Below are 11,864 nucleotides of genomic sequence, written 5' to 3'. Positions count from 1 at the left end.
GGGGGACGACTGAGACGGCAGGGACGGCCGGATACAGCCGTGCGCCGGAACGTCAGCGGCCGGTGATCTCCGAGCCGATGACCTTTTCGCTCAGCGCACGCGGTCCGCGGGTCACGGCGACCGCGCCGGAACGCACCAGCTCGATGATGCCGTAATGCTCGAGCAGCCCCAGCAACGCGTCGATCTTGCCCTCCGCGCCGGTCGCCTCGATCGTGAGCGACTCGGGGTTCACGTCGACCACGCGCACACGGAACAGACGCACGATCTCGAGCACGTCCGAACGGTTCGACTCGTCGGCCGCGACCTTGATGAGCACCAGCTCGCGCTCCACGGTCGTATCCGGGTCGAGATCGACGATCTTCAACACATGCAGCAGCTTGTTGAGCTGCTTGATGATCTGCTCGAGCGGCAGATCCTCCACCTCGGCGGTCACCGTCACGCGCGAGATATCCGGGCGTTCGGTGGGAGAGACGGACAACGAGTCGATGTTGAACGCGCGGCGGGCGAACAGGCCGGCGATACGCGCCAGCACGCCCGGACGGTTCTCCACGAGCACGGACAGCGTGTGACGCTTGGAGCCAGGCTGGGAAGCGGGATAATTAGCCATGAAAAATTCTCCTTAACCCTTCACGAACCTTAGAAACCGGCCTCGCCGAGCTCTACGGCACCGGCCTCGCCATGCGGGCGCAGCGGCTGCGTGCCCGGGCGGTATGTCACGTCGTCGTTCGACGCGCCGGCCGCGACCATCGGCCACACCATCGCGTCCTTCCATACGCGGAAGTCGATGAGCACCGGGCGGTCGTTGATCGCGTTCGCCTTGTCGATCGCCGCCAGCGCCTCCTCTTCGGTGAACGCGCGCAGGCCAACGCAGCCGTACGCCTCGGCCAGCTTCACGAAGTCCGGCACGTCGAAGAACTCGGGCGTGCCCTCTTCGGCCTCGCTGTGCGCCTCGCCGTCGAGCAGGTTCGTCTGCGAATAGTGCTGCTCGTAGAACAGCGTCTGCCACTGGCGAACCATGCCGTACACGGAGTTGTTCAGAATCGCGATCTTGACCGGCGCATGGTCGAGGAACGCGGTCGCCAGCTCCTCGCTGGTCATCTGGAACGAGCCGTCGCCGTCGATCAGCCACACCGGCTTCTTGCCGGCGAAGTCGCGCGCCGAACCGACCGACGCGCCGATCGCGGCGGGCAGACCGAAGCCCATCGTGCCCAGACCGCCCGAGGAGATCCACGAATGCGGCTTCTTGAAGTCGATGAGCTGTGCGGCCCACATCTGGTGCTGACCCACGCCCGACACCCAGATCGTCGACGGATCGGCCTTGGCCGACAGCTGCTCGACCACCCACTGCGGCTGCAGCGTGCCGTCGGTCGGCTGGTCCTCCGGCTCGTCGTAGTGAATCGTGTACTGTTCGCGCAGCTTGTTGAGTTCGTCCCACCACGGCTTGACGTTCGGCTTGCCGCCGATCGCCTGCGAACGTTTGATCTCGGGGATCAGATCGTTGAGCACGGTCGCCACGTCGCCCACGATCGGCACGTCCGGCGCGCGGTTCTTGCCGATCTCGGCCGGGTCGATGTCGATGTGGATCACACGGGCACCCGGCGCGAACGCGTCGAGCTTGCCGGTCACGCGGTCGTCGAACCGCGCGCCGATCGCGACCAGCAGATCGCAGCGCTGTGCGGCGGCCGTCGCGGCGACGGTGCCGTGCATGCCGAGCATGCCGAGGTTCTTCGGATTCGAGTCGGGCACGATGCCGCGCGCCGGGAGGGTCGTCACGATCGGCGCGCCGGTCACTTCGGCGAGTTCGGCGACTTCCTTCGACGCGTTGGATCGCGACGCGCCGCCGCCGACATACAGCAGCGGACGGTACGACTGCGCGAACAGCTTCGCCGCGTCCGACAGCACGCGGCCGTGCGCCTTAGTGACCGGATTGTAACCGGGCAGGATCATACGCTGCGGCCACGAATAGTACATCTCGCCGACCTGCGCGGTCTTGGTCAGATCGACCACGACCGGGCCCGGACGGCCGGAACGCGCGATGTAGTGCGCCTCGGTGAGCACGCGCGGGATGTCCTGCGCGCGCGTGACCAGATACGAATGCTTGACGACCGGATAGGTCGCGCCCACGATGTCGGCCTCCTGGAAGGCGTCCGTGCCGATCGCGTTCACGCCGACCTGGCCGGTGATGACCACGAGCGGCACCGAATCCATGTTCGCGTCGGCGATCGGGGTGATCATGTTCGTCGCGCCCGGGCCGGACGTGACGATGCACACGCCCACGCGTCCGGTCGCCACCGCGTAGCCCTCGGCTGCGTGGCCGGCGGCCTGTTCGTGGCGCACGAGCGTGAAGCGGAACTTCGTGTTCTCGTTGATCGCATGGTAGACCGGCAGGATCGCGCCGCCGGGCAGGCCGAACACGTCCTGGACGCCCAGATCCTCCAGCGCACGAACCAGCGCCTGTGCGCCGGTCATCTTCTCGCCGTCGACAATGGTCTGCTTATCGTTGTCCGCGTTCTTCGGAACGCCGCTGAATGCCTGAAGAGGCGTAGGTGTCGCCATGATTCCTCTCAACTTAAGGTGTGCCGGCTTGCTGGTGGTCGCGGCCGTGCCTCGGTGCGCGGACGGTCGCGGTGATCATGCGAACGTTTGCGTCCGATGGCGACCGTGTGCGACGCTTGTGGCATTGCACACGGGGCGCTACTTGTCAAGTCCTGATTCATCCCATCCTAGTGCGGGGCGGTGAGATACGGCGATTCGCTGCCCGCATGGTGGCGGGTGACGGCACTATGCGAGGGGTTCGGAGGCGTACGCCGCAGCGTGATGCGTCGCGAAACGCGGGTGGGTCAGCCCAGCGCTTTCCACGCGACTTCGGCCGCCGCCAGCTGCGCCTTGCGCTTGCTGGAACCGGTGCCGGTGCCCCAGACCTTCGTCTCGTCGTCGCCGAGCAGCACCTGCGCGGTGAACACCGGCTCGTATTCCGGGCCGGCGACCGACATGCGGTAGTGCGGGTCACCCTTGCCCTGCTGGTGCGACTTGACCTCCAGCGAGGTCTTCCAGTCGAGCGCCGGGCCTTCGGTGGCCATCTCGCGGAACGTGTCGTCGGCCAGGCGGTGCACCACCTCGCGCGCGCCGTCGATGCCGTGCTCGAGGAACGTTGCACCGATCAGCGATTCCACGATGTCGCACAGGATCGAATCCTTGTCCGCACCGCCCTCCTTTGCCTCGCCGTGGCCTAGCAGGATGTATGGGCTTACGTGCAGTTTTTCGCGGGCGATCGCGCTCAGCGCACCCTCGGAGACGGCCTTCGCGCGGATTTTCGCGAGCTGGCCCTCGGTCATGTCGGGGTGGTCGGCGAACAACGTTTCGGTGGCGACCAGCTCGAGCACCGCGTCGCCGAGGAATTCGAGGCGCTCGTAGTTGATCGCGCCGGGATGCTCGTGCGAGAACGAGCGGTGGGTGAGCGCTTGCACGAGCAGCTCGGGGCTGATCGTGGTGCCAAGCGCCTCCAGCAGCGGATTGGTGGGGCTGGCGGGTGCGGGAACGTCTGCGGTGTTGGTCGTATTCGTCGAAGTCATGGTTCCTTCTCTATCGCGGTGTCGGGACAGTGTCGGCTGCCTGGGCAGATCGGCGGGCGGATGGGCTGGTGGATATACTGGCGGATCGGCACGCAGGTACGAAAAAGCCCCGCCACCCGTCGATGGCAGGGCTTTCGATGCTTAACGCAGCCGGATCACTTGGTGTGAGCGGAGCGGATGGCCTCGCGGTAGGTGCGGCCGCGGAAGTTGCCGCAGCTCGGGCAGGCCATGTGCGGCAACTGGGGAGCGCCGCAGTTCGGGCAGGTGACGGTCTGCACAGCAGACGCCTTCCAGTTCGCGCGACGCGAGTGAGTGTTGGCGCGCGAGGTCTTGTACTTAGGCAGTGCCATTTGTATTCCTCTGTTTCGTTCGAACGATTGAGCTTAAGCGTTCGGTAGTTTAACGCAACGGGCGTACAAAGTCCAGTCGGGCACGGCCGGCGGCCGCATCGGTCTTACTCCTGCGCCTCGAGCTGGGCCTTGAGCGCGGCCAGCGCGGCGAACCGGTTGTCGACCACGTCGTGATGATGGTCCGGATCCTCGTTGAGATCCGCGCCGCACTGCGAGCACAGGCCGAGACAGTCCGGCTTGCACAGCGGCTGCAACGGCAGCGCCTCGACCAGCGTGTCGCGGATCAGCGCCTCCAGATCGGCGAACGATCCGTTGTTCAGCAGCGGATACGTGTCCTCAGACTCGTCCTCGCCGGCGATGATCTCGACCTCGCCCTTGTCGTCGTGCTTGCCGCCCTTGCCGGAACCGTTGGAATCGGCGGAATCGTATGGGAAGAACGCGGTCACGTCCACGCTCCAGTCGCGCTTGATCGGCTTGAGGCAGCGCGTGCATTCGGCGTGCACTGGCGCGTTGATGCGCGCGGTCAGGATCAGTCCGTCGACAATCGAATCGAACGAGCCGACAACGTGCACATCCGCGCCCTCATCGACGCCGATCACCTGATCGCCGATGCCACTCGGCGCGGGGAACACGGCATCGATCGGCTTGCTCTGGCCGGCGCGCGACGCGACCTGCGCCACGGACACGGCCCACTGGGAATCTTCAGGACGAGGCATGGTTTCAGCTTTCCGGATAGTCGTTGTTATCGAGATGGGGGAGTTGCTCGCCGGCGGTGCGCTGGCGTTCATACAGTACATTAAGGCCGGCCTGCACGTCGCGGTCGAGTTTGCCGAGCTGCGCCTGCAAGCCTTCCATCACCGTGGTGCAGTACTTGTCGGCGCCCTGCGTGAGCCGGTCGGCCTTGGCCTGTGCCTGGTCGAGGATCGCGCGCGCCTTCTGCCGGGCGATCTCGGTCACGTTCTCCTGACCGGCGAGGAACTGCGCCTGGTCGTTCGCGTCCTTGATCATGTCGGCTGCGCGGCTCTGCGCCGAGGCGACGATCGCGTTCGCTTGCGTCTGTGCCGATTCGAGCCTGCGCTCGGCCTCGCGCATCAGGGCGGACGCGCGTTCGAGCTGCACGGGAAGCATCTTCTTGAGCTCGTCGAGCTGACCGCCGAACTCGTCGCGGTCGACCTTCACCAGACCGGGTGTGAACAGGCTGCCTTTGGCTTCGCTCAGCGCAGCCTCCATTTGATCGATGATGTCGTACACGGTGGTGAATTCATCGCGCGACTGCGCGTCAGCCGGATCGAGATCGTCGTTTCCGCCGGCGGACGGTTCGCGCAGGTCGGGCAGCGCATCGATCGGGAACGGGCGGCGCGACGAAGACTGTGGAGCTGACGGCGAGGCGGACGGTGCGACCGGCGTGGCCGGCTGTGTGGCGGACGGGATGGTCTGGTGCGGCTGCGTGGCGCCGAGATCGTATCCGGTCGGTGCGTCGGACTGTGCGACCTCGTGCGCGTCGGCGGTCTGCGACGGCTGGTCCGTGGTCTGCGGCATCAGCCCGCCGTCCTGTGCGACCTGTCCGGTCGGTGCGGGCTGGGCGGCACGTTCGTCTGTCTGATCGAACTCATCAGTCATGTCGATCAATCCCCTTCCTTCTGCGTCGGCTGCGCGTCGCGCGTCATGCGTTCCGAACGTAGCGCCTCGTTGAGCATCGGCACCACGCAGTCGGGCACCATGCCGGTCACGTCGCCGCCGTGCCGGGCCACGTCCTTGACGATCGAACTGGAGATGTGCTCGAGCATCGGATCGGCCGGCAGGAACAGCGTCTCGATACCCGCGAGCTTGCGGTTGACGAGCGCCATACCGAGCTCGGCCTCATAGTCGCCGTTCTGCCGCAGTCCCTTGACGATCACCGTCGCGCCGACCTGCTTGCAATAGTCGGTGATGAGCCCCTCCGTCGAGGCGACCTTGATGTTGCCGTACCCGTCCTTGGCGATGGCCCGACGGATCACGTCGACGCGCGTGGCCTCCGAAAACATCGGCGTTTTCGCGGCGTTGACGGCCACCACCACATGCACTTCGTCGAAGAAGCGCGCACATCGTTCGATCACGTCCAAATGCCCTGCCGTTACGGGGTCATACGATCCTGGACACACTGCGATAGTCATACGGTACAGCCTACCGCGTCGCGGCGAAGTCGGCGGGGCGACGTGCGGGGAACGCGGCGGTTTTACTGCCGGCCTTGCGGGTGGCCGTATGATTGACCATGACATTGGACATGAGTGGGAGGTTGTGATGTCGATGATGATGACTGACGGTGCGAACGTGTGCGATCTGGCCGACCCGGTCTCGCCCCTGTCCACGCCCGATACGGGTTCCGGCACGGCGGTGCTTGAGCGGCCGCAGATCAAGGAGCAGCCACTCAAGGACGACGGGGGCGACGCGGATCGCTACGCGCACTATGTGTCCAAGGAGCGTATCGCCGAATCGCGCATGACCGGGCGGCCGGTCGTGGCACTGTGCGGCAAGGTGTGGGTGCCCAAGCACGACCCGTCCAAGTACCCGGTCTGCCCTGACTGCAAGCGCATTTACGAGGAGATGATGCACTGATTTCCGCCACGCACCACGAGGGTTGACGGTCACAGGACGGCGGTCTCAGTAGCCGAGCCGTGAAAACGGACAGTCCGGTGGACCGTCCGTAGGCGAGGTGAGTGGCTGCGATGGTGAGCTGTGAAGGATTCCTGCGGAGTGAGGGTTCCCGTTAGAGAACCGTGGTCTCAGTAGGAATCACCGGCTCGCCCTTCATCAGCGACTGCGCGGTGATCGGCAGTTCGGCCAACGCCCGCGCACGGTACTCGTGCGCGGCCATGATTGCGTCGTGGCCTTGATATTGCGGATTGATCTGGCCGTGATCGACGTAGTCGACCAGCAGATCCTTCCAACCGTCCTTCGGTTCGTAGGCGGCCAGCGCGTCCTCCGAGCCGGAGATCACATGCTCGCAGTCGGCGAGATTGTACTCGTACGAACGGTACGCGAGCTTGCGTCCCGGAATCGACGCCTTGTCCTTCGACTTCTTGGCCACCGGCTGCATCACGCCGTCCGCGTTCTCGCGTTCGGTCAGCTTGTACACCATCGCGCAGGTCGGTGCGCCCGAACCGGTCACGAGCATCGTGCCCACGCCGTACGAATCGACCGGCGCGGTCTGCAACGCGGCCAGCGCGTACTCGTCCAGGTCGTTCGTCACCGTGATCTTCGTGTTCGTTGCGCCCAACGCGTCCAGCTGGTTGCGCACGCGCTGCGCGAGCGAGGCCAGATCGCCCGAGTCGATGCGGATGCCGCCGAGTTCCGGCCCGGCCACTTCGACCGCGGTCTTCACTGCTTCCTCGATGTTGTACGTGTCCACGAGCAGCGTCGTGTTCTTGCCCAGCGCGGCGATCTGCGAGGCGAACGCGTCGCGCTCCGAATCATGCACGAGCGTGAAGCAGTGCGCGGCCGTGCCGATCGCCTTCAGCCCGTACATCTGCGCGGCCAGCAGGTTCGCCGTGCCCTTGAACCCGCCGATCACCGCGGCTCGCGCTGCCGCTACCGCGGCCCATTCGTTCGTGCGCCGCCCGCCCATGTCCATGCACGGGCGGTCCTTCGCGGCCGACACCATGCGCGAGGCGGCCGACGCGACCGCCGAATCGTAGTTCAGGATCGACAGCACCAGCGTCTCGAGCAGCGTGCACTCGCCGAACGTGCCCTCGACCTGCAGGATCGGCGAGTTCGGGAAGAACATCTCGCCCTCGCGGTAGCCCTTGATCGAACCGGAGAACCGGTAGTTCTCCAGCCACTTGATCGTCTCCGGACTCACGACCTTGCGGTCGGACAGGAACCTCAAATCCTCGTCGTCCAGATGGAACCGTTCGAGCGCGTCGAGGATGCGTCCGGTGCCGGCCGTCACACCGTAGCGGCGGCCTTCGGGCAGGTGCCGCGTGTACACCTCGAACACGCATTTGCGGTTCGTCGTGCCATCGCGCAGCGTCGCGTCCAGCATCGTGTACTCGTACATGTCGGTCATCAAAGCCGGTGAATAGTCCATGGAATCTCCCTTGTTTCGTTTGCGTACCAGCCTACCGCGCCGTGCGCTTACGGGCCAATCATTCGCGGAATGTATCGGGCACCGCGCGCACCCCGCGCGTAGACTGGCCGGTATGCGATTCATTGCGGGACTGTGGCGGCTGGCGATCGCCGGACTGTGCTTCGTGGGGACGTACGAGGCATGGCAGCGGCCGGAACTGTGGGTGTACTTCACGTTCCAGACCGGCTTCGTGCTCGGGTTCACGATGCTGTGGGCCGCGGCGGCGAGCCTCGTCAAAGGCGTGCAGCCGCCCGCATGGCTCAAGGGCATGGTCACGCTCTACGCCCTCATCGCCGCGATCGTCGCGTTCCTGCTCATGCCGCCCGACGACCCGAATTACGTGCCCCAGATACTCGGCGTCATGACCAACACGATGCTGCACCGGATCGCTCCGATCATGGCGGTGCTCGACTTCATCCTGTTCGACTCGCACCGCCGGTTCAAATGGCATTACCCGTTCAGCTGGCTGGCCTACCTGCCCCTGTGGCTCGCGTTCATCGTCATCCGCGCGCTCATCTGGCCGCATGCCGGGCCGGCCGCCGGCGGCAACCCGTACCCGTACACGTTCATCGACGCGAACGCACTCGGCTGGATGCAGTTCGGCATCAGCTGCGCGGAACTGGCCGCCGGGTTCTTCATCCTCGGGCTGATCCTCTTCATCATCGACAAGATCGAGCCGGCTAGACCGCTGCTCGGCTAAGTCGCCTGCGGTTGGTGTGCCGGCCGGTGCGCGGCTGGTGCTAGGTTGGGCGGTATGGCTCAGATCAAGGATTTGCTTGGAAACGATACCGTGCTGCGCGCCGACGGACGCGCGGTCGACCAGCTTCGCCCGGTGCGCATCACCCGTCACTTCACCGACGTGCCGGAAGGCTCGGTGCTCATCGAATGCGGCAACACGCGCGTGATGTGCACCGCGACGTTCACGCCCGGCGTGCCGCGCTGGCGCAAGGATTCCGGACTCGGCTGGGTGACGGCCGAGTACTCGATGCTGCCGCGCGCGACCGCGGAACGCACCGACCGTGAGTCCGTCAAGGGCAAGATCGGCGGTCGCACGCACGAGATCAGCCGACTGATCGGACGCTGCCTGCGCGGCGTGGTCGACATGAAGGCGCTCGGCGAGAACATGGTGCAGATCGACTGCGACGTGCTGCAGGCCGACGGCGGCACGCGCACCGCGTCGATCACCGGCGCGTACGTCGCGCTCGTCGACGCGATGCACTGGGCCGAGAAGAACAAGCACATCAAGTCCGCGGACCGTGTACTGAAGGACGTGGTGTCGGCCGTGTCGGTCGGCGTCATCGACGGTACGCCGATGCTCGACCTGCCGTACCCGGAGGACAGCCGCGCGATGACCGACATGAACGTCGCCATGACCGGCTCCGGCACGTTCATCGAAATCCAGGGCACCGCCGAACACCGCCCGTTCAACCGCGCCGAGCTCAACACGCTGCTCGACCTCGCGGAAAAGGGCAACCGCGAGCTGCAGGCCGCCCAGCAGGCCGCCCTCGCGCAGGACTAGTCCCTATTCCTCGCCCCCTCGGCTGAGGGGGCTGTCAGCGTAGCTGACTGGGGGAGCGTCGGAGGATATGCATACAAGCGTTGATTGTCGCACTCCTCGTGGAAGCCCCGAGCAAAGGAATTCAAGAGATGGAGACATCATGAAACTCATCGTCGCCACGCACAACGAAGGCAAACTCATCGAAATCCGCCGCATCCTCGAAACCGGACTCGGTCCGGATGCGGCCCGCATCGAACTCGTCTCCGCCGGCAGCCTCAACCTGCCCGATCCGGTCGAAACCGGCGTCACGTTCCAAGAGAACGCGTTGCTCAAGGCGCGCGACGTGGCCGAACGCACCGGCTGCCCGGCCATCGCCGACGACTCCGGACTCATCGTCGACGTGATGGGCAACGCGCCCGGCATCCTGTCCGCCCGCTGGGCCGGCCGCCACGGCGACGACGCGGCGAACAACGCGCTGCTGCTCGCCCAGATCGCCGACATCCCGGACGCCAAGCGCACCGCGCGGTTCCGCTGCGCCGCCGCACTCGTCGTGCCGGACACCACGGGACGCGACGTCGACGACGTTCCGGTCATCATCGCATCGGACTCGCCGCAGTCCGAAGCCGCACTCGCCGACCGCTATCCGATCGCCGAACAGGTCGTCGAACTCGGCGACATGACCGGCCGCATCATCCACGAGCCTCGCGGCGCCAACGGATTCGGCTACGATCCGCTATTCGAGCCGGACGACCAGCCCGAACGTGCCGTGGCCGACGGTGAGGACGGCCGCCTCACCAGCGCCGAACTGACCTCGGCCGAGAAGAACGCGATCTCGCACCGAGGCAAGGCCCTGCGCGCGCTCGTGCCAGCCATCGAACGACTGCTGCACTAACCAGGCTTTTCGATACGGCAGGATGTGCGCACGATGCGGCGCGACGCAGGACGCGTCGCCCGCGCATGCGCCCGCAATGCCGGCAGGAACCCAATCAAAGGAACAAGGCAATGACAGCAAACGGCAACGAAACGCTCCGGTGCACGACCATCACCGGCGATCAGATGGACGCGTTCTCGTTCGCATATCCCCAAGGCAATTTCCAGCAGACGTCGTACATGGCGCGCTACGTGTCGCGCACCGGCCGAGCAGTCGACTATGTGGGCGTGTGGCGTGGCGACGAGATGGTCGCCGCAGCCGAGATCGCGTACGCGCGCAGCCGGTTCGGACTGGAAGGATCGGTGTGGCTCGGACCGTTGTGCGACCCGCATGACACGGACGTGCTGCGTACGATCACCGACGGCATCCGTACCGCCGCACGCCGGCGCAAGGCGATCAGCGTGACCGCATGGCCGAGCGCGGTGTACTGCGTGCGTGATTCGCAGGGCGAGCCGACCGGTGCGCCGGACGACGCCGAAGTGGCGAACTACACGGCGCTCGGATGGCGGCATGCCGGGTTCACGCGCGGATACGGCGCGGTGATCAACCGCTGGGTGTACGTCAAGGATCTGAGCGGTCTGGCCGACGAGAAGGCGCTGCTCAAGTCATACGACAAGCGCACACAGTGGAGCGTCAAGCGGGCCTCGTCGATGGGCGTGCACGTGCGCGAGATCGATGAGGACGAACTGGACGTGTTCTCCGACATCGAACATCAGACCGCCGACCGGCGCAACTTCACGGCGCGCGACGAGCAGTACTTCCACCAGTTCAAACAGGCGTTCGGCAACAAGGTCCACTACCTGTTGGCCGAGATCCACATCGCCGAATACGTGGCCGACATGGAACGCAAACGTGCGGCTTTGCAGGCGAAGGTGGCCGATCTGCAGGCCAAATACGACGAGCATCCGACCACGAAGACGGAACGCCAGCTCGGCGAGGAGAGCCGCAACCTGGCCGCCGCCGACAAGCGTCTCGCGGAGGCTGCCGAGTTTGCGAAGGACGGCGACGTGCTGCCGGCGGCCGCGTCCATGTTCGTCGACCACCCGCAGGAACGCGTGTACCTGTTCTCCGGCAGCATCGAGAAGTACAAGCCGTTCTATGCGTCCGCGCTCATTCAGCACGTGGCGATGACGCAGTGTCTCGAACTGGGCATCACCCGGTACAACTTCTACGGCATTGAGGGCGTCTTCGACGATCCGGACGCCGAGGGGCGCGGCGTGCTCGAGTTCAAGCAGGGGTTCAACGGCTATGTGGAGGAGCTGCCCGGCGAATTCACGCTGCCAGTGGACGCGTTGCGGTTCAACGTGCAGCAGCTCGCGCACAAGGTGCTTGGGCACTGACCTGCTGATAGATAGATGCTGAAATGGCCGAAATCGGGTTCGATTTCGGCCATTTCAGCATCAAGTCA

General features: G+C 65.5%; 13 protein-coding genes. 5 read left to right on the top strand and 8 right to left on the bottom strand.

The features are described from left to right. Positions 1 to 52: 52 nt before the first annotated feature. From ilvN to coaD, 7 genes are all read right to left on the bottom strand, one after another. On the bottom strand, positions 53 to 607 hold the full coding sequence (ilvN, locus tag JS541_RS00235) for an acetolactate synthase small subunit (RefSeq protein ID WP_214372324.1): 555 nt from the start codon (positions 605 to 607) through the stop codon (positions 53 to 55). Positions 608 to 636: 29 nt separating this feature from the next. Continuing rightward, the gene (locus tag JS541_RS00230; protein ID WP_214372323.1) at positions 637 to 2,556 is read right to left on the bottom strand and encodes an acetolactate synthase large subunit; all 1,920 of its coding nucleotides are present in this window, start codon (positions 2,554 to 2,556) and stop codon (positions 637 to 639) included. A gap of 284 nt (positions 2,557 to 2,840) precedes the next feature. Then, positions 2,841 to 3,572: a ribonuclease III gene (gene rnc / locus JS541_RS00225; RefSeq protein WP_214372322.1), complete on the bottom strand. Its 732-nt coding sequence runs from the start codon at positions 3,570 to 3,572 to the stop codon at positions 2,841 to 2,843. Positions 3,573 to 3,727: 155 nt separating this feature from the next. Beyond that, a complete protein-coding gene (gene rpmF / locus JS541_RS00220) occupies positions 3,728 to 3,922 on the bottom strand; it encodes a 50S ribosomal protein L32 (protein WP_152357822.1) in 195 nt (64 codons plus the stop codon). Between the two features lie 104 nt (positions 3,923 to 4,026). Next, the gene (locus tag JS541_RS00215) at positions 4,027 to 4,638 is read right to left on the bottom strand and encodes a DUF177 domain-containing protein (protein WP_214372320.1); all 612 of its coding nucleotides are present in this window, start codon (positions 4,636 to 4,638) and stop codon (positions 4,027 to 4,029) included. Positions 4,639 to 4,642: 4 nt separating this feature from the next. Next, a complete protein-coding gene (locus JS541_RS00210) occupies positions 4,643 to 5,461 on the bottom strand; it encodes a cell division protein (RefSeq protein WP_214372735.1) in 819 nt (272 codons plus the stop codon). Between the two features lie 86 nt (positions 5,462 to 5,547). Continuing rightward, positions 5,548 to 6,075, bottom strand: coding sequence for a pantetheine-phosphate adenylyltransferase (gene coaD / locus JS541_RS00205; protein ID WP_214372319.1), 528 nt, complete (start codon positions 6,073 to 6,075; stop codon positions 5,548 to 5,550). Between the two features lie 136 nt (positions 6,076 to 6,211). On the opposite strand from coaD, the gene JS541_RS00200 reads away from it, so the two are divergent. Beyond that, the gene (locus JS541_RS00200; RefSeq protein ID WP_240539200.1) at positions 6,212 to 6,517 is read left to right on the top strand and encodes a DUF3039 domain-containing protein; all 306 of its coding nucleotides are present in this window, start codon (positions 6,212 to 6,214) and stop codon (positions 6,515 to 6,517) included. Positions 6,518 to 6,668: 151 nt separating this feature from the next. Here the strand turns inward: JS541_RS00200 and JS541_RS00195 are convergent, their stop codons facing one another. Further along, positions 6,669 to 7,988 carry a nicotinate phosphoribosyltransferase gene (locus JS541_RS00195; RefSeq protein ID WP_214372317.1) on the bottom strand — a complete coding sequence of 440 codons (1,320 nt, stop codon included), beginning with the start codon at positions 7,986 to 7,988 and terminating at the stop codon, positions 6,669 to 6,671. A gap of 112 nt (positions 7,989 to 8,100) precedes the next feature. On the opposite strand from JS541_RS00195, the gene JS541_RS00190 reads away from it, so the two are divergent. The 4 genes from JS541_RS00190 to JS541_RS00175 all read left to right on the top strand — a co-directional run bounded on the left by JS541_RS00190 (position 8,101) and on the right by JS541_RS00175 (position 11,796). Beyond that, positions 8,101 to 8,727, top strand: a complete 627-nt coding sequence (locus JS541_RS00190) for a Pr6Pr family membrane protein (RefSeq protein WP_214372315.1) — start codon at positions 8,101 to 8,103, stop codon at positions 8,725 to 8,727. Positions 8,728 to 8,781: 54 nt separating this feature from the next. Beyond that, entirely contained in the window at positions 8,782 to 9,546 is a 765-nt protein-coding gene (gene rph, locus JS541_RS00185; RefSeq protein WP_214372314.1) for a ribonuclease PH, read from the top strand. Positions 9,547 to 9,685: 139 nt separating this feature from the next. Then, a complete protein-coding gene (locus JS541_RS00180; RefSeq protein ID WP_214372312.1) occupies positions 9,686 to 10,417 on the top strand; it encodes a non-canonical purine NTP pyrophosphatase in 732 nt (243 codons plus the stop codon). A 110-nt stretch (positions 10,418 to 10,527) separates the two neighbouring features. Next, entirely contained in the window at positions 10,528 to 11,796 is a 1,269-nt protein-coding gene (locus tag JS541_RS00175) for an aminoacyltransferase (protein ID WP_214372311.1), read from the top strand. Positions 11,797 to 11,864: the final 68 nt, after the last annotated feature.

Source organism: Bifidobacterium sp. SO1, assembly GCF_018555335.1.
In the GTDB taxonomy this organism is placed as follows: Bacteria; Actinomycetota; Actinomycetes; order Actinomycetales; family Bifidobacteriaceae; genus Bifidobacterium; species Bifidobacterium simiiventris.
Note: the sequence above shows the minus strand (reverse complement) of the source record. Positions and strands in the feature narration are given on the sequence as shown.

Coding starts and splice junctions, on each gene's coding strand:
- ilvN (WP_214372324.1), bottom strand. CDS start 607: ATGGCTAATTATCCCGCTTCCCAGCCTGGCTCCAAGCGTCACACGCTG.
- JS541_RS00230 (WP_214372323.1), bottom strand. CDS start 2,556: ATGGCGACACCTACGCCTCTTCAGGCATTCAGCGGCGTTCCGAAGAAC.
- rnc (WP_214372322.1), bottom strand. CDS start 3,572: ATGACTTCGACGAATACGACCAACACCGCAGACGTTCCCGCACCCGCC.
- rpmF (WP_152357822.1), bottom strand. CDS start 3,922: ATGGCACTGCCTAAGTACAAGACCTCGCGCGCCAACACTCACTCGCGT.
- JS541_RS00215 (WP_214372320.1), bottom strand. CDS start 4,638: ATGCCTCGTCCTGAAGATTCCCAGTGGGCCGTGTCCGTGGCGCAGGTC.
- JS541_RS00210 (WP_214372735.1), bottom strand. CDS start 5,461: ATGCCGCAGACCACGGACCAGCCGTCGCAGACCGCCGACGCGCACGAG.
- coaD (WP_214372319.1), bottom strand. CDS start 6,075: ATGACTATCGCAGTGTGTCCAGGATCGTATGACCCCGTAACGGCAGGG.
- JS541_RS00200 (WP_240539200.1), top strand. CDS start 6,212: ATGATGACTGACGGTGCGAACGTGTGCGATCTGGCCGACCCGGTCTCG.
- JS541_RS00195 (WP_214372317.1), bottom strand. CDS start 7,988: ATGGACTATTCACCGGCTTTGATGACCGACATGTACGAGTACACGATG.
- JS541_RS00190 (WP_214372315.1), top strand. CDS start 8,101: ATGCGATTCATTGCGGGACTGTGGCGGCTGGCGATCGCCGGACTGTGC.
- rph (WP_214372314.1), top strand. CDS start 8,782: ATGGCTCAGATCAAGGATTTGCTTGGAAACGATACCGTGCTGCGCGCC.
- JS541_RS00180 (WP_214372312.1), top strand. CDS start 9,686: ATGAAACTCATCGTCGCCACGCACAACGAAGGCAAACTCATCGAAATC.
- JS541_RS00175 (WP_214372311.1), top strand. CDS start 10,528: ATGACAGCAAACGGCAACGAAACGCTCCGGTGCACGACCATCACCGGC.